The following is a 21,458-nucleotide window of genomic DNA, read 5'->3' as shown; positions in this document are numbered from 1 at the left end:
CTTAAAATTGAAAATAGATGAACTCTTGTTGCTTTCCGCTAAAAACAATTATGATTAATACTATGAGTATGTAGAAAGACCACCTTAATGCTCTGTTCTTAATAAAATTGAATTGCAAAGGAAATTCATATTTTCTACCTATCCATTCTAGTATTGTAAAGATTAAAATTAATATAAAAAGATCGGTTGGTCTTATAGAAGGAACTTCAAAAAGAGACCTATTTCCTATTCCTTTCACAAATGCAACTGCTTGAGCCATGTTTTCTGCCCTAAAGAAAATCCACGCAAATACTGTTAACAAAAATGTGAATCCTATTTTTAAAAATTCCTTTAAACTAGGCAGGTAACTATTTGCTGCAACAATATCCATATACTGTCTATTCTTCTTGGCAAGCATTGAAGGAATAAAATACAATGCATTTAAAAAACCCCAAAAGACAAAGGTCCAATTGGCCCCATGCCAAAAGCCGCTCACTACAAAAACAATAAAAATATTTCGTATTTGCGAATATTTGGAACCTCTAGAACCTCCTAATGGAATGTATAAATAATCACGAAACCATGTGAATAGAGAAATATGCCATCTGCGCCAAAATTCACCTATGTTCCTAGAAAAATATGGGTAGGCAAAGTTTCGCATGAGTTTAAAACCAAACAATCGCGAAGTTCCAATAGCAATGTCTGAATACCCAGAGAAGTCACCGTAAATCTGAAATGTGAAAAATAGTGCACCTAACAATAGCGTACTACCAGAAAGACCATCAGGACTATCAAAAATCATATTAGCATAATAGGCACAATTATCTGCAATAACCATTTTTTTAAAAAGACCCCATAAAATCTGTTTCAACCCTATAACTGCTTCACTATAATCAAACTTCCGTGCCTTCTTAAATTGAGGGAGTAATCGTGTTGCTCTCTCAATAGGACCAGCTACCAATTGAGGAAAGAAACTTACAAAAGCAGAAAAAGCAATAAAGTCTTTTGTTGCTGGCATATTTCTTCGGTACACATCTATAGAATAACTTAGTGTTTGAAATGTATAGAAACTTATACCTACAGGAAGAATAATGTTTAACGAATTTGCTTGTATATCCATCCCAAAAAAAGAAAACGATGCTACAAAATTGTCCAAGAAAAAATTATAATATTTAAAGAAACCTAAAAACCCTAAGTTAACTAAGATACTTACCCATAGTAATCCTTTTCGTTTATTGGGGTTATTTTCCTTGTCTAATAACACCCCAACCGTAAAATCTACAATTGTACTAAATAGAATTAAAAAAAGAAACCGCCAATCCCACCAGCCATAGAATACATAACTAGCAATAACAATTAAAATATTCTGGACTTTTAAATTTTTATTGCAAACAAACCAGTATAATAAAAATACTACAGGCAAGAACAATGCAAAATCTAAGGAGTTAAAAATCATTTATCTTTTAAAACGTTTTTAATTTTTTAGCAAACATTGACTATAAAAAGTCTGAAGTTCATTCACAACACACTCCCAGTCCATTTCTAAGGCCTCTTTCCTAGACTGCACTCCCATCTCGCACAATCTTTGTAGGTTTTGCATAACTACTGTAGCTTCTTGAACATACCCCTCCTCATTACCAGGTTCAATTAAAAGGTTAATCGTATTTTTTAAATAGATAGCGTTCCCACCTACATTACTTGTAATTATGGGAAGTCCACAAGCCATAGCTTCTAAGATAGAATTGCAAGCCGTGCTATCCAACATAGGCAAATACAATACTGAAGCCTCTTGATACAGCGTTCGTAACATTTCGTCATCTACATTTGTTAGTATATTTAACTGTTCGTGCGTATCAATCTTATGGGCGTAGCTAGGATGAATAACCACAGTAACTTTCAGTTGAGACAAGAGGGTAGCTATTTCTGGAATCGTTGTATTAAAGGTCTTAAAATCTCTAAGGTGCTGTCCTACAAACAACAAACTGTTTTTATTTTTAACTGAAGGGTTTGGGCAGAAAAATTTTGTATCAACGCCATGTGGAATATACACCACGTTTTCCAACTGCAACCAGTCCTTTAAAAATGATACCTGATTAGCCCCAACGGCAATAGCGCCATCTAATTTTTGCAAGGCGGTACTGTTTGTAATTATTTTCTTTAAAACTTCAGGTGGTTTATGAAATGTAGCCACAAAACGGGTATTTGGAAATCGCTTTTTTAAGAAACCTAAATAGCGAATGTCGCGTTCTCCATTTAGAAAATGTACAATAGATGGTTGCCCCTTCTCTTTTTTGAGTAGCTTATACAATTCAATTGTTTTTAAGACACTCCCAACATTATAATTCCCCATTGCCTGGGAATGAAAACCCGCAATAATTTTAGCCAGACGAAATGGAAATTTGGTAGTTCCATAAATCACTTTAGCATCTAGATACGCTAGCAACCTACCATAGCCAGATTTACTGGCGTGATGTGGAGAGCGATGATGGATTAAAAATAGCTTCACGACTTCTCAAGGCTTCTGTTCAACATAAGCTCCAAGATACGTTTTGTATTTTGAACAGGGTGTACGTGGGTTTCAAAATAAGCGCGGGCGTTTTTTGAAAGCTCCTCACCTAGCGCAGGAGTATCCAAAACCAGTTTTATTTTTTCAATCAATTCTGAATCCGTCTTAAAATATAAAAGTTCTTTTCCTTCCGTAAGCGGCACGGGCAGTTCTGCGGTAAGTGGTTCGGCAATAATAATCTTTCCTTGCGATAAATATTCTGCCATTTTCCAAGCGGGCGAATTTGCCAAGCCACGAGTATAAATGACTATTCTGGCTTTTTTCATGGCGTCCAAATATTCCTCTGGTTGGGTGGGTACATTGGTAAGCGCATCTCCATACGTTGTTTTTGCCAACGTGGACGGCACGAAGCCCCCTTCAAATGTATCAGAGAAGTTTTTGCGTAGTAATTTAATGATACGGTAGCGCTGCTGGTGTATTTCTTGTAAATCCTTGTCTTTTTCGTGTAAAAAACACCGGGTCTGAAACATAATCGTGTCTGTTGTAGCATTCTCAAAATTCTCAAAACGCGCAATCGTTCTGGCGGCATTGGTAAAGTTCCAATGGTGTTTTTGAAACCCATAGGATTTTAGTAGCCGTTTTACAGGGTTGCGATCCCATTTTAAGTTCAAGGACAAATTTGTAACAAACAAACCCGTTTTAAACTTTCCCCGGGAACGTCTATTTTCGGATAAAGAACCAAAGACAATCCCAAGTTTTTTGACCTTTGCATTGGCTTCGGCTTTGATTCCCTTTACAAACCTGCTTTCATAGTTTCTTTTAAAATAAAAGTCGCATTCCTTTAAAGCTACACCTGAAAAGTGCGGCGCATGGTCGTACAAATCGGCAGCAAAAGTTATTTTTTTGTTCGTAGTGTGATCTATAAGTGTATAAAAAGAAGTCTTGGAATGGGGCCTTTCCTTTTTTGTAATGATACCATCTTTAGTAACAGTAAGGAAACCCAAGTTCCTTTTAAAGGATAGTTTTACCTTCACTGTAATCACCCCCATGTGCTCCAGCTCAAACAGACCCGTTTGGATATAGGAAGAATGGTTTAGCTCCTGTGGGGTATGAATTAGTACGGTGCAGCTAGGCTTCATGATACAAATTAACTAAAAACAAGGTTCACTGTAGCTTTTAAAGCTACCTCTGTTTGTTTAAGACTCCATTTTTTTTCTACCTCTAGTCTAGATGAAGTTTGAAATTGATGTTGCATTTCTTCAGATTGTATATACTGCAAAATACGCTCCGCATAGGTTTCCTTGGTTGCCAGTATACCAGTAATTTTATCAAGCACAATTTCGTCAGGGCCTCCAGCGTCTTTCAAGGCGGCAACAGGAGTACCACACGCCATAGCCTCCACCATGACCATTCCAAAAGATTCATGCGCACTAGGCAGCAACAGTAAATTTGCATTTTGATAATAAGGCACCAATTCTTTCTGTAATACCGAGCCTGCGAATGTGATATGCGACCCGACTTCCAAACGTGTTGCTAGTGCTTTAAGTTCTTCAAAATAAACAGCATCACTCATGGGTCCAACAATAGCTAAAGAGACATTGGTTACTTTGTTTTCTATTAAATAGGCGAGTGTATAAATACAAAGTTCAATTTGTTTCAATCTGGAAATACGTCCTACGAATAACAATTGGAAGCTCTTCAGGGCTTTATATTTCGGAATAAAAACAGTAGTATCTATCCCTAATGGCATTACTACAATAAGTAGATTTTTAAAAGTATCCGTTTGTTGTAATTGTTGTTTTTGTACTTCGGTATGGACTATAATGTGGTGTGCATTATTAAAATATTGAAAAGTTTTTTTATTTTCAGAAATATGTAATCCACCTACCATGGCAATATAAGGCTTCCCTTTTTTCGCAAGCATCTTAGCCAATTTAAAACAATAGGGGCTCCCGTGGCCAGACATATTGATAATGGTTATATCTGGAGTAGTAAATAAAGAGGCACAATAATGGAAAAATGAATGTTGTTTACGCCAGCCGTGTCTTTTTTTAAGAATTGGTTTGGTTACAGGCCAAAAGCGTTTGGATATACCGTTAACTTGTTTTGTAAATGGAAATAACTTACCTGTAAAATAAGCTATAGAAACCTTATATCCTTCTTTCTGCAATGCAAGCAAGGCCTTTTCATGCGGTTTGCTGTGCGAAAAAAAAAGATCTTGTTCACTTAGGCCTATGGCTTTGGCTGAAAATGGATGGAGTAAGGAAATTGTTTTCAATTACTAAAAATAAATTTATAGAATATTAATATTTAAAAATTCAAATTTTCGATTGTACTTTTCTTATTACCCTTTTTGTTAAGCTTCTTATTCTATGTTTTTTTTTTCTTATAGTCTCATGCATCCAATACCCATCAAATAAATTCTTAAATCCATTTGCTATTTTCGTTATTTTCCAATGTGGCTTATAATGCACCCCAGTATAACTGATGTAAAATTCTGAAGGATGTTCAGGATAATTTATTTTACAATATTTCATTGTTCGCTTCCAATTTATAAAATGAAGATACATCACTTCATGAACAGGTTTTCCATTTTTAAGTTCTAACATTTTACCTTCCATCCATAGCCATTTGTCCAAATAATATTCTTGGTGGGAATCTATACCCCTTTCTTGGTTGCTAAGGATTCTGTCCCATTTTACTCTTATTTTATTTTCTTTTAAAGCTTCTTTTATAATTTCTGAGAAGGTTCCTTCACAAAACCGTTTCATTTTTTGGTCTGTATAAGACTTTTTATACCAATCGTTTTTTCTGTATAATTTATTAATTGAATCATTATTCTTGAAAAGATTAAAATGTCCTGATATCAAGCCCTTCCTTGAAGAAATAATATCAAAGCTCTTTAATACTTCAGGAGTCATTTCTTTTCTAATAGCTCCCCAAATAATATCAACATCTGTAAAACCCCAAAAATCAAAATCTTTTATATCGTCTTGAAAAACGTACCCATAGCTTGGCTTTAGGTCACAGAGTTTATATGGTTCATCAATAGTAATTGAAACACCAATTTTGGACGAAAACAAAACTTCCATATCCTGTAAAGTGCTTTTTACAAATTTACAATTAGGGGGAGGGTCGTTCGGAATTTTACAATCTGTGTAAAATAACCAATGTATTGTTGGGTTTGCTTTTAAAGACAAAAGGTGGGCATCAAACCAAATAGGCCATTTGCCAAAAAATGGTATAATAAATACTATGCTTTTCAAATTAATTTTTCTTTAAGCCTAAGGTGGCACAATAGTTATTGCAATTTATACATATGACGTGAAACAGAAACATAAGCGTACAAAATATTTTATTTAAAAGCATCTTTGGTTCTTAACGAATCGCGCAGTGCAACCATAACTTTTCTTAAATAAGCCAGACTCAGTTTTTTTTCTTTAAAAATTGTATCTCCTATCTTTTTAAGAGCTTTGTTATACTCTTTTCTACGAAGTAACACCAATTCGCTATAGGTATGCCAAGAACCCTCCCATAAATGTACCCCATACGATGCTTCGGTAAGATATTTTTTATACTGATGTATATCATATAGTTTTTGATAGGGCAAGGCATAAAAGTATGCTGGTTTGTATATGGTGAGCCCATCAACACGAATATTTTCTTTAAAATCTTTCTGAGCATTATACGTTTTTAAATACGTATTGGTAACCCGTTTAGGACTGGTGGACAAAACAACCTCCTCTGCATGGTAAGTATTTAGGCATAACTTAATGAAAAGGTTGTGCTTTGTAGCACCAAAAATACAAGAACCAATGCTTAATGAATGTTCGGCTACAAAAAAACATTTGTTGTCAAGAAAATCATCCAATGATTTTAGCAATAACATATCGGTATCCATATAGATACCACCAAAATCATATACAGCTTTAATACGTACATAATCTGCAACAAAAGCCCATTTTTTGGCAGCATACGCAGTCCTTATAAATTCACAATCAAATTCTGTATTAGTTTCATTCCATAATTTAAACGTATAATCTGGTAGCAGTTGCTTCCAGCTTTGTATACAATATTGTAACCGTTTGGGGATAGCTTTATTCCCAAACCAGCAATAATGTATTACTTTAGGAATTGACATTATAGTTTTATTTTTCGCAAGTTAATTCCTATAATATCGAGCCCTTGTAAAAAAACATAATAGCCTTCGTCCTTAAGCTTTCGAGTTATTGCCTTCTTTTCTAAATCAGATAAATTGATATATTCGGCTTTTACCATCTTCGGCTTATAATTTGTAAAATCGAACATATTGATTACCTTAAAATCATACCCTTCGGTATCTATTTGAAAATAGTCGAACGCTGTAAAAGAGGTCTTCGAAACAATATCCATAAGGTGCGCTGCTTCAACTGTTTCTGCGATAATATGAGAAAAATCTATAAACTCAAATTTTGTTAAATGTTCTTTATTAAATGATGCAATACCTTTTACCCAATCTGGATACTGTTCGGTTTCTTTAGAATCAATTCTATAAATAGTAGCTGTGGTTTCGGTTTCATGTACTGCTTTGTTCACGCATACTATATTTGTATACTGCTTATAATTCTCACATAACTCGTGGTAGTATTCTCCTATAGGCTCTATTGCTATACCTGAAATTTTTCTTTGTGTTACAAAACTATATAATGAGTCAAAACTTACCCCATCATTAGCTCCCACTTGCAAAAAACAAAAGTTTGAAGCCACCGGGAAGTTTTTTTCTAAAATCCTACGGGTAGAGAAAAGATTTTTTCTATAATACTTACCCCTTCCTAGTTTTTTAGAAAGAGAAGCAAGGGCTAAATAATAGTAGTTTTTAAATAACATACATTTCTGTTAGGCACTAATTTTATTTAGGTTTTATCACATCAAATCCAGACTTTGTTATAAGATTATAACATATAAAAGCAGAAAAGACTATAATTGATTTGTGATGACATCTTCTAAAAAAATTAAAATTCTTTAAAATGACATCTAGATAATTGTTAAGCATCAAGTCCTTGTAGGTTTTTCTTCCTTGTCGTTCAGATTTTGCTATTATTCCTTCATGATCACTAAACTTCTTGATGTGTAATTTTGACAAATAGATTAGTGATTCTGCTTTACTTTTTTTACCCGCATAGCTCCCTTTAGAAATTGAATCTACGGATTGCCTATAAAAGCTTAACTTCTGGTCTACAAAACAATACTTTAATTTTTGTTCAAATAAACGAGTGAAAAACTCGTATTCCTGGGCTTTGTGCAGGTTTTCATCAAATCGATGGGAACCAATTACCGACCTTCTCACCATCACATCATTGGTAATCACTGGTTTCTTTCCCAAAATATAATCCACATAAAATTCTGCACTTTCAAAAACTTCTACTTTGGGATTCTCGTGTAAGATAATTTGAGCTTCCATAGTATGACTATCTACAACAATGTCAGCCTTTTCAGCAAGTGCATAGTCTATTTTAATCTTAATTTTTTCAGGATGCATGGTATCATCACTATCAAACCATTGGATATAGTCCCCTTTGCTTTTTTCATAGCCGTAATTTCTACAGGCATTGGCGCCTTTTGGTTTGTTAACTGGTCTTGAGATAAATTTAAAACGATTATCCTTTAACGAATACTGTTCTAAAATTCGGAACGTAGCATCAGTACTTCCATCATCTACCACCACACACTCCCAATTTTGGTATATTTGTGCTAAAATAGAGTCTAACGTTTCACCAATTAAATGAGCACGGTTAAAGGTTGGAATAATGATACTTACCAAAGGTGGCATTGGTTTTTGTTTGGCACGAAGATAAGAAAACTTGCTATAGAGGCACTTATTTTTTGCCTCTTGAATAATACATATTAATCATTACACGTAAGTTCTTTTACTATTTTTAGTTGCTTCTTCCCAAACAAATTACGCGTATAAGTGTCTTTTAAGAGCAGTTTCATATAAAAAAATGGTTTTTCCCAACTATTTTTTGACCGTAGATAATTCCTAAAAAAGCGTAACTGAAACCGATTCACAACACGTTTATCTAATGATGCTTGAAGTCCCCAATCTCGTAATACTTTATACTGTTTACTTCTACTAGCGTGAAGTTTGTTTTTATGGATAAATCTATTGTCTGCATGCACGCCACGAACAGCAATTGGCAGCTCGAATTCCCCTGTATATAATTTTAAATGATACGAAGCCTGCCACATAAATACCGTATCTTGATGTAACTGAAGCGATGTATCGAACTCTAATTTCAATTTTATAATAGCATTTCGTTTAATGGTCAATCCATCAATACTAAAATAACCTGTGTAGCCATCTGCGTTATAAATACCTGCTATATATTCAAATAAATGATCTGGAGGCAGGATTTTATTTACAGTTGTAAGCGTCTCTTGATCTAGACCTTTTGCCTCCCAAGCTTTTGCCCCTATAGCATCCAAATACTCCACACCTATGGCTCCATACACCCCATCTGCGTCTGGGTAATTTTCAAAAGTTTCTTTTTCTTTTTTAAAACGTCTGGCTGTGTAAAAATCATCGGCATCCAAAAACGCAATATATTCCTGGGTTGCGTTTGCTATCCCTAAATTTCTGGAGGCTCCCGCTCCTTTGTTTTGCCCATTGGGATGTTGAAATACATGCACATTCGTATTGGCGGCACGCAGTCGCTGGCAAACCTGTAGGGTATCGTCGGTTGAGCCATCTTCCACCAACAGTAATTCCTTCACTTCTGGATGCTGTAAAACACTTTGTACAGCTCTCTCTAGAAAAGCCGCAGCGTTGTATGCGGGAATAATTACAGAAATATTCATTTAATCATTGGTTGTATTAAAACATTATATGGAAATAATAAAAAACCAACGTGTTGACGCCATAAAGTGAAAAAACTCAATACAATCAACCTTTAATGCTTTATTATTGAGACAAATTATTTTTGATGCATTGGTTAATGTATTTAAAAAATAATTATTTAATCTTCAAAAATATTATTTTTTAACTTGTGTGCCCTTCCAAAATACCTTCTTAAAATATAAAATAACGAAGCTTTTAAAATTTCGGTTGGTGAGAATAAACCTGGAAACACTTTTTTTATCATAAATCTTACATGAGCATACTCTTTAGCACTCACAAAAATGAAAAAATTGTACTTGAAATAGCTTTTAAAAAAAGCTTTAAAATTTTCCAGTTCATCACGTCTTTTCAATAACCAATAAATTTTTACTCTCGCAAGTGTATAGTTCCAAATAGTTTCTATACTATTTTTTTTATCACTAATAGATTGATCATGGACTCTTATTAAACTAAGAGAATCTAAAGTACACCCAACCGAAGGATTAACTTGAAGGATTCTTGAGAAAAACTCCCATTCCTGACCCGCTTTTAATTCTTCATCAAAAGTGAATTTATTTTGTGTCAAAAATGTTTTCTTAAAAAGAACTGAAGGTGTTGAAAACTTAATGTTTTTTTTTACAAAATCTTCAAAAGGGTTTTCAGAGAAAATTCTTTTAGACATTAAACCAATTATATTACTTGTTTCTCCAATAAATTTAGAGCATTGACTTACTACAAAATCAAAAGGTTGTTCTTCAAAAATCTTTAATTGAATTTCTAATTTATTCTTCACCATTACATCATCACTATCAAACCAATTCACAAAGTCTCCTTTACACATTTTTAAACCAAAATTCCTCGCGCCATTTCCACCAGGTAAGTAATCATTAGGTCTCCTGTAAAAATGAAAGCGATTATTTTCTTTTTGGTATTTTTCTACAACTTCCTTTGTGTTATCGGTACTTCCATCATCAACAACAATACACTCCCAATTTTTGTATGTTTGGATCTGTATAGAGTCTAATGTCTCCTTTATTAAAATCGCTCGATTAAATGTGGGGATTATTATAGATACTAATGGCTCGTTAGGTAACACTCAGAGTACTTTTTTAAGTATAAAATTATTCAATTATTGATATAAAGATACTTTGATTTTATTTCTGTATTTATCTTACGACTATTTTTAATAACAGAAGTATTTTTATTAAACAATTTAATTTCCTTTAGGAGTAGGTTCACTCTATTAAAGTTTAAACTAATACAAGCCTTCAATAAATCCTTTTTTTTAATGAAGAGCTGCTCTTTCATTTTAGAAATATCCTCGTTATTAATATTAGCATATCGAACTCTTAGACTTAATTCCATTCTCTGAAAATACTTCTCAGTCCCTTTTTCAAACTTTTCTATGGGTCTATTTTCTCTGTCGTGTCTTAAATATGTAGTAGGAACAACCCCAATTTTAAATCCATGAAATCTTGCACGTTGACAAAAATTATCATCCTCCCCATAATGGAAAAAAATAGGATCAAAACCCCCAATTGTTTCTAATATATTTTTTGACAATAACCATCCAGCGGCATTCACGAACGGAACGTCATATATTTCCTGTAAAGGTTTTTTTAAAACAAAGTCTGAATAGAAAAAACGATTATTTTTATAGGCAAGAAATCCTGAAAAACTTTTATCCAAAACATTCCCATTACCATTTAAATGCACAGGGCTTAAAATCCCATATTTAGCATTTCTTTTCTGTACAGCAACAAGCTTTTCAATACAACCCGTTTCCAGATAAGCATCCTGGTTCAAAAGAAAAACATAATTTGCTCCGTTAGCTAAGGCATACCGTATACCTAAGTTGTTAGCTTGACCAAAACCTAGGTTTTGCTTTTGTGGGAATACCTGCACTTTTGGAAATTTCTTTTTTATTAAAGCAACTGTTCCATCTGAAGAATCATTATCTACCACTACAACAGGAAAGTCCTCACAACTGCTCAAGCACTCTTGAAGCCAAGGTATGCCATTATAGGTAACAATGATTATATTAATTTTATGGGATAAATTTTTTAAGGACACTTTTAAGTTTCTTCTTTAAACAAGCTGTTTTGGAAAACTTCAAAACTAACTTTTTTTTATGACTTGGATGTAATAGCGGTAAAAACTCTTTATATAGAATTTTTTTATAAATTTCATAATCTGCAATGGGTTTATTTCGGTTTATATTCGTTGCTTGGTCTTTATGTAACCGAAATTTCACCAAAGATTTATTTATTATAGCAATGCGAGACACCTTTAGAACGCGATAATAGAACACGTAATCTAAACTCTGTTTAAGATCTATATCGAAGCCAGCTACAAAATCAAGAATATTTTTTTTAAACATTACTGAAGAGGGTTCACCTATCTTGTTTTTAGGAGGATTTTCAAAATACGGCTCTGAGAAAAAGGACTTGTCAATAAACATTACATCTTCATTTTCAGCATCAAACTGGACTTGTAAATTTTTATAGTTTCGAATCCATTTGTTTGTTTCAGGGTTAGTATAATTGTCTACAATCAAATCTCGTTTACAGGAAACCAATCCTAAATTTTTATGTTGTCTAAATATGGAAACCATCTCTGTTATACAGTCTGGTAAAAGCACATCATCTTGGAAAAGAAATTTTATAAACTTCCCGTTTGCAAGTTTTATAGAATTGTTCCAGTTAGCACCAATTCCATTTGGTTCATGGGAGGCAATTGTTACTGGAAAACTTACACACTCTTTAAATTTATTTGCTATTTTTAAGGTATTATCATTTGAATTATCATCGCTAATAATAACCTCTATAGGACTGTAAGTTTGATTCTTTACAGACTCCAAAGCTTCTTCTAAAAAAAGGGCTCCGTTATATGTTGGGATACAGATGGACACTAATGGGCTTGTGTTTTTAACCTTTAAATTAGAAAGTTGTTTTTTATAAGAAATTATACTTTCTTGTAAAGCAAGATGCGTTTTTTTTGACAACACAACGTTTTTTTGCACCAACTGAAAACTTTTTAATGTGTTTAAAATACGGTGTTTTTTTGTTTTTTTTGACCATATACTATTATCGTGTTTTCGATAAACAGCCATAACGTCATCAATCTTCTTAATTTTTCTATCTTTAATTATAATCATATAAAATGTCCAATCCCCTATAACAGTGTTACAAAACCAATTTGGCAAATTGAAATCATTACGTAGTAATACAGACGGAGTATGTATATAATTACCACTAGCTAAATCTATAATACTTGTTTCAGTAGGGACATTTCTTGTAGGGACATTATGGGATAGTACTTTTAAACTTTCGTCGTATATAGCTACTTTATGAAAACAAATGCCATAATCTAGATTTTTTTCCATAAAATCCACTTGCTTTTGAAGTTTTAAAGGATCTGTCCAGTAGTCATCACCTTCGCAGAGGGCGATATATTCACTTTCGCAAGCTTTAAGGTTTTCTATAAAATTATAACGACCTGTCGGGTTACCATTAATATGGATAACATCTTTTCTATTTCTCAAAAATAAACGTATCGTATCTGGATATCTAGAAGCATATTGTTTGCAGATTTCTCGAGTATCGTCTAAGCTTTCATCATCTCCTAAAATTATTTCAAAAGGAAAGGTAGTTTTTTGCATTAGAATGCTTTCAAGACACTCAACTATATATTCTTGATGATTATATGTCGTAACGACAACGCTTACTATTGGTTTCTGAATCATAACACCAAATTAAAGTAAGATTTTGGCATTTTATGTTGAATAACTGCTTCTAAATTTCGATTTCCTGTTTCATAAAAACTTTTTAGTTTATCCACAATATGAGCATCCATATTATAGCTAATAAGATTTGAATCTTCGGATGTAATTGCTTTTTCTGTAAGCTTTCTTTTTACCAATACATCAGAATATGTTTTATTTTCGTTTTCAATATAATGAAGGTCTTCTTCCAAATATTTTTTTATACGATGCTTTTCTGCAGATTCCAATAAATGATTTCCCAAATCATGAGGTTCAGCTTTGTTAAGCAGTGCTTTATTCAGTATTTTTTTTGAAGGTAATGCTTCATTATAATGCTCTAAAACCATTTCTGGATTTGAAAGCTTTAAAAAAATATTCAAGTCTTCAAATAACTTAATACCTGCATTACCCAATATCATTTCACCATCTTGTTCCCGGTATTCCTCAAAGAAAAAAACTGCTACATTTTCAGATCCAAACAGTTTAGTATACGTTTCAAACATCAAATCATATCTAAAATCATAAATGAAGTTTCTATCCTGATATTTGTAAATCAATTTAAAATAAGAGTTAAAGTCTCCTGCAAAACCTACTCTCACACTCTCTCTATATAAAGATTTAATCAAGTCAAATTGGTTTCTTACAATCATTATAATTTTGGTTTCCTTTCCAAATATTTCAAATAGTCTTCTTGCTTTCTCGGGTGCAGAAAGACTGTCATAGGAAAATGAAAAACTTAAATGCTCTGCAGAAATACCTATCGCTCTTTGAGTATTTTTTTCTGAATTGAAAATGTTTTGAAAGTGGGCTGTAATCTTACCTTTTTCCTCTAAATACTTATACTCTTTACACGTTTTTAGATACACTTCCAAGGTTTTCTCAACCATCGCATCTCTATATCCCAAATTTGAATCCAGCCCTATTCCCAAATGATAAATTTCTGGGTGTTTTGAAAAATAATCCCTTTGCAAGGAAGTAGAAAAGTTTTTAGGAAAGCCTATATGAATATACTTTGTCATAATATTATTTTAAAATAGCATAACCAAACCCTGAAGCACCAAAACCATTTCCATTATAAATTAGATATCGGCTTCCGTTGTGTACGTAAGATGTACAGTATTCGTTCATAATAGAATCCCAACCTTCTTGGCTTTTTGAGATTCCCGCTTTGTGATCCATTCTTGACCAAGCAATACCATCTTTCGACTCTGAATAACCTATTGAATAACTTGCAGTTTTATCTTCCCTATACCCAATAGCTTTTCTATTTGAATGAAACATTTTATAAATCCCATCCTCTTTGTAAACACAGGGACGTCCAATGGCATCTATAGTGCCAAATTCAAAATCTATACAAATTTGATTTTTTCGTTCCCAATGTATTCCATCTTTTGATTGTGCATATTTAACATTGTAAAAAGGTTCTGGATGGTTGTTAATTATTTCAATCTTTTCACAGCTTAGATACCACATACGCCATATACCATTTTCCACTAAAACACAGGGTTGGCCTACCCAAATTGGGTCAAAAATTGATCTATCCATAATGGGACCCTTAAACATTTTAGAAAAAGTGAGTCCATTATCTTCACTTACGGCTATACCTATTGAAAGCCTATAAGATGCCTCCACGCTTCTGTTCCAAGCTGTATAATACAAATACAACTTTCCTTCATGAGCAACAAACCAAGCTGGCATAGTTCCAGAATCGTCAAAACTTCCGCTCAATCCTTTCGACAATACTGGTTTATCGTGTTGATATACAATATTTGATGGATTATTGGCTTCAACATCTATAAAAGAAGTAGATGAAGCACTATTTTCATCCCGCGTTGCATAAAAAATTCGAACAATGTCATTATCTATGGGCATTGCAAATGGAACCTGTGCATGCGAACGGCTCCACGGTAAATTTCCGGCGGGTTTAAATATTAATCCTTTCTTTTCCCAATTCATAATTAATACACCTCGTAACTAATTTTATTTTCAATTCTCTTTGCAGGGTTGCCTACATAAACACCCCACTCTTCTGTTTCTTGTTTGGTTAAACTTGCACCCATTGCAATCAAGCTTCCTTTGCTAAGGTGGGCATAATCTCTTATAGTGGCATTCACCCCAAAAAAACAATGAGATTCAACAATGCAATGTCCAGACAGCACTACGTGTGAAGTAAAAAAAACATGGTCTTTAATTATCCCGTGATGGCCAATATGGTTACCACTCCAAAGCACTACATTATTACCAATTTTTGTAAAAGGCTGGATGGTGTTATCTTCCAGAATAAAACAATTTTCACCAATCTCATTATCGCATATAGTAGCCTTACTACTTATGTAGGTTATAAAATTATATCCCTTTGCTTTTCCCTCATTATAAACCTGCTCGCGCAGTTTGTTCATTTGTTTTGCTGTCATTGGAGCAAATAAATTAAAATCTTCCGGAGGATAGCGTGTTTCAATATCTTCGAATGCTATAACTGGCAAACCTCTAAACTCCTTCACATTCAAATATTCCTTATTCACTGTAAAGGCAACAACTTCGTGTTCAGAATCATTTTCAAGATAGTAGTGCGCTAATTCAGCGGTATCTAAAAGGCCAAAAATTATAACTTTTGCCATTCTTAGTTAAGTTTATAATTTGATATTAATTTATTTGTTGCTTCAACAGAATTAAACATTAAAACGTCAAGCATGGAAAGTCCTATTACAAATTGATTTCCAAACTGGCTGTAAGGTAATAACTCATTTTCAATAAACGAAAGAGTAATCCCTTCTTCCTTAAAAGTATTTTTTTGATAGAGTTTTTTTCCGCCTGAAGGATTTATGTACGTATCACTGCCTTTTTCTTTACATATAGCAATTAGTCTTTCTGCTTTTGGAAGACTGGCAGTATGTGGATATTCTAATGAACTCACCTCAAATTGGGTATCTAATTGTAGGTAATTTGAAATTTGTAAAATACTTTCTATTGCAAGTGAACTAATGTTAGTGTGTCCTTTTTCAAATACTTTTTTTAGGATTCCAAAAGTTTCATTAAAAAATGGTGCATTTTTATAATTTTGTTCAATGGTTTTATAAAATTGCAACACCCATTTTTCACTGATAGCAGTGTCTATTTCATTAATTAATTTATTCTGTGAAGCCTTTTTTAAGGGAACAGTAAACAGTATTGCTTCCAAACCTACGAGTATCTGATTACGGTTTATCCATCCACGCTTTATAAAATTTACGTCATCGTAGAATACAAAAGTATCTACAGAATGTATTAATTGAAAATAACCCAAATAAGGAAATATGTAGGGTTGCATAATTGCTACATTCATACAACATCTTTTATGGTATTAGAAATAGCCATTACTACTTCAGCATCAAGATCTGGATGCAACGGCAAACATAAAACCTTTGTACTAATGCTCTCTGAGACCAGCATTTCTGAATAATTGATATAGGGTAATGTATTTAAAGAAGGATAAAAATATCGTCTTGGAAAAATCTTCTTTTCTGAAAGTGCTTCTATAACAGCTATCGTTTTCTTTTCAGAAGGAAAAATGACTGGGAAATAACTATAATTACTAAGGGTGCCTGGGCGTAATTTTAAAAATTTAACATCGGTATCCTTTAATAAATTTTTGTATAAAGCTATTACTTCTTTCCTACCTGCCAATATTTGCTCCATATATGGCAGAACCGAAAGCCCCATAGCTGCCTGTAATTCACTCATTTTAGCATTTACCCCAACTCCTTGAAAGTTTTCTTTGCCTTTATGTCCAAAGTTATGGTGGTAAAACATTTTTTCATGGTATTCCTCTTTACAAAACAAAGCACCACCTTCACCGGTATGAAAGAGCTTGGTAGCGTGAAAACTGCACGTACTCACATCACCATATTCAAAAATACTTTTTCCTTTGTACTCCACTCCAAAGCAGTGCGCAGCGTCGTAAATTACTTTTAATCCATGTTTTTGGGCAATGGTTTCAATCTCTTCAGTGTTGCAAGGATTCCCAAAAACATGTGTTGCCAGAATTGCTGAAGTCTTGGGTGTTATGGCAGCTTCTATCCTATTTTCATCTATGGTGAGATACGCTGGGTGTATGTCTACAAAAACAGGTGTACATCCTTCCCAAACAATACTTGACGTAGTAGCAACATAGCTAAAAGGGGTTGTAATAATTTCTCCCTGCAAGCCAAGTGCCTTAATGGCTATTTGAAGTGGCAGGGTACCATTGGTCATTGCTATAATAGTAGAAACCCCCAAATAATCTTTGAGTTTTGTCTCCAGTTCTTGTACCAAAACACCTCTATTGGTCATCCAGCCTTTGTCCCATGCTCTTTTTAAAATAGCTTGATATTCCGCTTGGGGTGGTAGAAAGGTTTTTGTAACATTTATCATTTAATGGCACTAGTTTTATTTTTCCAAGGAAACTCATTATAAAGTGGTTTCTTATTTAAAAAGTTACATAACTTTTTGTAAGAACTTTTATCAGATAAATTTAAAATCAAAAGATTATTTTTATTTCTAAAATAATCCAGAATGGCATTGTTATGACTTTGATAATATTTTTTTAATATTTGAGCGTCATACGGGTCATCTTTCTCAGTAATACCATAAACTTTTTGTCTTACTTCCCAAACATACCCTTTATACCTATAATTAGCATTTTTTAAGTCATCAACAGTCGGCATTCTTTGTCCATCGGCAAAAAGTTTACTTTGAAATTGGATAAATGAATTATACCATTGCTCCTCAGAATCGCGAACACTCAATATAAATTTTGAATCTGGGAAAGTCTGGTCTAGAGCCACATATAAATGTTTAAAGCAAAAGGGCGCGTCTTGAAAGGCATCAGCTGTTTTACAAAATTTTAAGATAGGCGCAAAATTTCTATCTGAATAATCATTTAATAGCATTTCTCCTTGGCTTTGATTCCCCATCTTGTAACCTAAATCAAACAGAGCTTTTTCAATTGAAGTAGTACCTGTTTTACCTGCACCTATGCAAAAAATTTTTATTTTTTTTTTAAATATCATAATTAAATTTTATGCATCCAATCTAATTTAAGCCCCGTTAACTCTTCTAATTCTTTATTTTCTGATCTGTAATATCTAATTAATTTCTCATAAATCTCTTCAGAAATTCCCTCTGTATATGTCCTTTTATTTTGAGGTGTTATGTCTAATTTTTCTTTATCGAAATGAGATATTTTTAAAAAATCTGAAATTTCGTTTAAAGATTGCATTGTTAAAGTTTTGAGATTTTTAAAATCAATAAAAATAAACGATTCACGAGAAAAATATTTTAAATATTCTTGAATCTGTTTTGAATAATGGCCTCTTCTAATAATTGATGGTTCTAAAATTTCATTTGGAAAATCATCACTCAATTCAAAATTTATCCACTCATAAAAAGAAGGAAATTCTTTAGAATAAAAATAATTGAAATTTCTATCTAAAGGATTCTTTTCTTGATTTTTCATTGAGATTTCTTTTTTAAGAGGATCTAAAGCCATCTGTCGATACATATTCCAAGCAGAAAATGCCCTTTTTACAGGATCTCTCAAAACGACAATAAATTTCATCTTTGGATCAAAATCATAAATCTTTTTTGCAGTACCTGGATAATAAATATAACGGGGTGTAGCATCAAAAGATATTTTTTTAGTTAGATAACTTTTGGGGAAAAATTTTAAATATGCTTGGTTTGGCGTTGGGTTAAAAGTATCAAAATAATGTAACTCTTTTTGTTTAGGAGCAATTATTTGTGAATGTTGTGCTAAATAGTGATATATAGATGATGTGCCACCTTTTTGCACTCCAATTATCATAAAAGAAGGCTTTACAGTACCTAAATTGATAGAAATCATAGTGCTTTAGTATTTTTAAATTTTTGGATTAACGTTATCTCAAAATTTCATAAGATGCATTTAATAAAAATGATTGCCAAACTTCTTGATCGTCTGCTAATTGAAAAGAAATAATACTATTTATTCGCAATTTGGGCGTTTTAGAAATACCATCAACAGCTGATATATTTAATGAATAAATACCTTTAGATAATTGAAGGTTTTTATGACTCAAAATAATTTCAAGATGTTTCTCAATTTTTTGAGATTTTTCAGGCACTTGATTTCTTTCAAAAAGAGCAACTGGGCGTTGTTCCTTATCAAAAATATTAATTATAAACTGAGGCATTTCAATTTGTTGATTGAGTTTAAAACTTAATTTAATTTTAAATTCTTCACCCCAGTGTAATTGTGGCAATCCATCTAAAATAGGATTGTCATTTATTATTTTAATTTCTTTCAGTTCTAGACTATTATCTGTAAAAATTACATTGCTTTCGTTATCTGCAAAACGCCTGTAATATAAATCAATTGCTTTTGACACGTTATCCCCCTGAAACTTTGCAACACCTTTTTCCATTAATATAATCTGGTTACAAATTCTTGAAACCATTGGCATACTATGAGACACAAAAACAATGGCAGTATTAGGTAAAATAGTATCAATCGTCTTAAAACATTTAAGTACAAAGCCTAAATCTCCAACCGCCAATACTTCGTCTATAATTAAAACATCGGGCTCCATTTGCGCTGCCACGGCAAAGCCCAGGCGCACCTTCATCCCGCTACTATAATTACGTACGGGCATATCTATAAACTCACGTATTTCGGCAAAGTCTATGATCTCTTCTACTTTAGCGTCAATCTCTTTTCGGGTAAAGCCCAAAATGGCACCGTTGTTATAGATATTTTCCCGTCCACTAAGGACAGGGTTAAAGCCTGCTCCCAGTTCAATTAACGCACCTACTCTTCCTTTAATGGTCACTTTTCCAGCATCGGGATTAATAAGGCCGTTTAGTATTTTAAGTAAGGTAGATTTTCCAGCGCCGTTATGGCCTATCAAGCCCAGACATTCTCCCCGGCGTAGCTCAAAATTAATATCCTTTACCGCCCAGAATTCCTTGGGGCGCAATTGGCGCTCATTCTTATTTCCGGTAGCATTAGAAAACAAATCCTGCACGCCATACCACAAACTGGTTTTAAGGTTTTTACAGAACTTTTTAGAGAGTCCTTCTACGCGTACTAAGACTTCTTTCTCTTTCATATTAGGCGCTCATACGTTCAACAATAATAGGGATAGAGATACGGTACAATACCAACCCAATAAAAAATAGCGGTACACATACAACCAATACGATAAGGAAATATGTAAGATATTCAGGTGTACTCCCCACCAAAACATCCCGGGCGGTAATTAATAAAGGAGAGAGTGGGTTCCACTCCATTAATGTTTTTAAAACTCCACTTTTTGGAATAGGATATACAACAGGACTCGCATACATCAAAAACTGAAGTCCCATCGAAATAATTTTAGATACATCAGTATACAGCATCCCAATAGGTGTAATAAAAAATCCTATGGCGGTACCACAAAAGATAGCTGCCAAAATTACAAAAGGAAACAACAGCATAGAAGCCTGAAAGGAAACACCATAAATCACCAGAAAAACAATCATGATGATTAATTTAGGGAGAATATTAAATAGGAGTTTATAGATTCCCGATACCACCAACGCCTCTTTAGGGAAATTAATTTTACTTAGAATACCTTTAGCAGCTTTTGTGCTTTGCATGGGGGAATTAATGGCACCTGTAATTATAGACCAGATTAAAGTTCCAGAAATAACGTACACGGGATATGGCAAGCCTGTAGCGGAGATTTTAACAGCGCCAGAGCTATTTAGCACGATCCACACCATGGCCGTAGCCAGCGGTGTAATAAAAGCCCAAAGAATCCCTAAAAAAGATTGTCTATACTGTGCCGTTATATCACGAACAGCTAGTTGTTTTGCCAAAAACAAAGACGACCGCATATCCCGAAAACTATCTTTTAAAAGTTTTCCAAAACTTACAGCCTGTTCTTTTTGATATATTCTAGTAGGCAGTTCCATTAAGTATAGGTATAGAGTACAGGTAAAGATTGAGATTAAGAACTAGTTTGCTTAGAGTTGCAATTTACTATTTAACTACCCTATATTCAAATCTTACCGTGAGTTTATTACAGAAACCATAATTCTAACAAAAAACAAAAAGAAGATTCTGTTATTTGTAGGAAGAAAAATTATAAAACTATCAAAATTACCCCAATCTTACCCCGTAGCAACCCCGTATCTCACCCGTATGTACCCCGTATATACTCCGTGTCAACCCGTGTCGAATATTAAAAGTAAGTATACACGCACAACCTTGTAGGAAAACAAGGAAAGTTATTAATATATCTCATACCCAAAAAAACAAGGCTGCACCCTAAAAAGAACTTTATATAATGGCCATCTAAAACCTACACCTTAAAAAA

General features: G+C 33.3%; 21 protein-coding genes. All 21 read right to left on the bottom strand.

Translation table 11 applies throughout. The annotated features are described in order from the left end of the window. Window position 1: 1 nt before the first annotated feature. Complete coding sequence (locus ACQ2HF_RS08415) at window positions 2-1,435, bottom strand: MBOAT family O-acyltransferase (RefSeq protein WP_432409987.1); 1,434 nt, start codon at window positions 1,433-1,435, stop codon at window positions 2-4. Between the two features lie 18 nt (window positions 1,436-1,453). After that, window positions 1,454-2,485, bottom strand: a complete 1,032-nt coding sequence (locus ACQ2HF_RS08410; RefSeq protein WP_432409986.1) for a glycosyltransferase family 4 protein — start codon at window positions 2,483-2,485, stop codon at window positions 1,454-1,456. Beyond that, complete coding sequence (locus tag ACQ2HF_RS08405; RefSeq protein WP_432409985.1) at window positions 2,482-3,624, bottom strand: glycosyltransferase; 1,143 nt, start codon at window positions 3,622-3,624, stop codon at window positions 2,482-2,484. The genes ACQ2HF_RS08410 and ACQ2HF_RS08405 overlap by 4 nt, the downstream gene beginning before the upstream one ends. 8 nt (window positions 3,625-3,632) lie before the next feature. Then, window positions 3,633-4,763, bottom strand: coding sequence for a glycosyltransferase family 4 protein (locus ACQ2HF_RS08400; protein ID WP_432409984.1), 1,131 nt, complete (start codon window positions 4,761-4,763; stop codon window positions 3,633-3,635). A 40-nt stretch (window positions 4,764-4,803) separates the two neighbouring features. Further along, window positions 4,804-5,751 (bottom strand): DUF6625 family protein, encoded by a 948-nt coding sequence (locus tag ACQ2HF_RS08395; RefSeq protein WP_432409983.1) that lies wholly within the window; start codon window positions 5,749-5,751, stop codon window positions 4,804-4,806. An 89-nt stretch (window positions 5,752-5,840) separates the two neighbouring features. Next, window positions 5,841-6,626, bottom strand: coding sequence for a glycosyltransferase (locus ACQ2HF_RS08390; protein WP_432409982.1), 786 nt, complete (start codon window positions 6,624-6,626; stop codon window positions 5,841-5,843). Beyond that, window positions 6,626-7,351: an FkbM family methyltransferase gene (locus tag ACQ2HF_RS08385; protein WP_432409981.1), complete on the bottom strand. Its 726-nt coding sequence runs from the start codon at window positions 7,349-7,351 to the stop codon at window positions 6,626-6,628. Before ACQ2HF_RS08385 ends, ACQ2HF_RS08390 begins: the two co-directional genes overlap by 1 nt. Window positions 7,352-7,373: 22 nt before the next feature. Then, window positions 7,374-8,294 (bottom strand): glycosyltransferase family 2 protein, encoded by a 921-nt coding sequence (locus ACQ2HF_RS08380; protein WP_432409980.1) that lies wholly within the window; start codon window positions 8,292-8,294, stop codon window positions 7,374-7,376. Window positions 8,295-8,368: 74 nt separating this feature from the next. Continuing rightward, window positions 8,369-9,322, bottom strand: a complete 954-nt coding sequence (locus ACQ2HF_RS08375) for a glycosyltransferase family 2 protein (protein WP_432409979.1) — start codon at window positions 9,320-9,322, stop codon at window positions 8,369-8,371. A 158-nt stretch (window positions 9,323-9,480) separates the two neighbouring features. Then, entirely contained in the window at window positions 9,481-10,437 is a 957-nt protein-coding gene (locus tag ACQ2HF_RS08370; RefSeq protein ID WP_432409978.1) for a glycosyltransferase family 2 protein, read from the bottom strand. A gap of 29 nt (window positions 10,438-10,466) precedes the next feature. Then, window positions 10,467-11,414 (bottom strand): glycosyltransferase family 2 protein, encoded by a 948-nt coding sequence (locus ACQ2HF_RS08365; protein ID WP_432409977.1) that lies wholly within the window; start codon window positions 11,412-11,414, stop codon window positions 10,467-10,469. Next, window positions 11,389-13,086 (bottom strand): glycosyltransferase family 2 protein, encoded by a 1,698-nt coding sequence (locus tag ACQ2HF_RS08360; protein ID WP_432409976.1) that lies wholly within the window; start codon window positions 13,084-13,086, stop codon window positions 11,389-11,391. Before ACQ2HF_RS08360 ends, ACQ2HF_RS08365 begins: the two co-directional genes overlap by 26 nt. Beyond that, window positions 13,083-14,123 carry a hypothetical protein gene (locus ACQ2HF_RS08355; protein WP_432409975.1) on the bottom strand — a complete coding sequence of 347 codons (1,041 nt, stop codon included), beginning with the start codon at window positions 14,121-14,123 and terminating at the stop codon, window positions 13,083-13,085. Before ACQ2HF_RS08355 ends, ACQ2HF_RS08360 begins: the two co-directional genes overlap by 4 nt. Before the next feature lie 4 nt (window positions 14,124-14,127). After that, window positions 14,128-15,060, bottom strand: coding sequence for a hypothetical protein (locus ACQ2HF_RS08350; RefSeq protein WP_432409974.1), 933 nt, complete (start codon window positions 15,058-15,060; stop codon window positions 14,128-14,130). Between the two features lie 2 nt (window positions 15,061-15,062). Then, a complete protein-coding gene (locus tag ACQ2HF_RS08345; protein ID WP_432409973.1) occupies window positions 15,063-15,722 on the bottom strand; it encodes an acetyltransferase in 660 nt (219 codons plus the stop codon). 2 nt (window positions 15,723-15,724) lie between these two features. Next, on the bottom strand, window positions 15,725-16,426 hold the full coding sequence (locus ACQ2HF_RS08340) for a WbqC family protein (protein WP_432409972.1): 702 nt from the start codon (window positions 16,424-16,426) through the stop codon (window positions 15,725-15,727). Then, the gene (locus tag ACQ2HF_RS08335; protein ID WP_432409971.1) at window positions 16,423-17,493 is read right to left on the bottom strand and encodes a DegT/DnrJ/EryC1/StrS family aminotransferase; all 1,071 of its coding nucleotides are present in this window, start codon (window positions 17,491-17,493) and stop codon (window positions 16,423-16,425) included. The genes ACQ2HF_RS08340 and ACQ2HF_RS08335 overlap by 4 nt, the downstream gene beginning before the upstream one ends. Next, window positions 17,490-18,131 (bottom strand): sulfotransferase, encoded by a 642-nt coding sequence (locus ACQ2HF_RS08330; RefSeq protein ID WP_432409970.1) that lies wholly within the window; start codon window positions 18,129-18,131, stop codon window positions 17,490-17,492. Before ACQ2HF_RS08330 ends, ACQ2HF_RS08335 begins: the two co-directional genes overlap by 4 nt. Window positions 18,132-18,133: 2 nt before the next feature. Beyond that, on the bottom strand, window positions 18,134-18,964 hold the full coding sequence (locus ACQ2HF_RS08325; RefSeq protein ID WP_432409969.1) for a sulfotransferase domain-containing protein: 831 nt from the start codon (window positions 18,962-18,964) through the stop codon (window positions 18,134-18,136). Between the two features lie 34 nt (window positions 18,965-18,998). Then, complete coding sequence (locus ACQ2HF_RS08320; protein WP_432409968.1) at window positions 18,999-20,207, bottom strand: ABC transporter ATP-binding protein; 1,209 nt, start codon at window positions 20,205-20,207, stop codon at window positions 18,999-19,001. A 1-nt stretch (window position 20,208) separates the two neighbouring features. Next, window positions 20,209-21,054 carry an ABC transporter permease gene (locus ACQ2HF_RS08315; protein WP_432409967.1) on the bottom strand — a complete coding sequence of 282 codons (846 nt, stop codon included), beginning with the start codon at window positions 21,052-21,054 and terminating at the stop codon, window positions 20,209-20,211. Window positions 21,055-21,458: the final 404 nt, after the last annotated feature.

The sequence above is a fragment of the Rasiella sp. SM2506 genome (assembly GCF_050859505.1).
In the GTDB taxonomy this organism is placed as follows: domain Bacteria; phylum Bacteroidota; class Bacteroidia; order Flavobacteriales; family Flavobacteriaceae; genus Marinirhabdus.
This window is presented reverse-complemented; position numbering and strand designations above follow the sequence as displayed.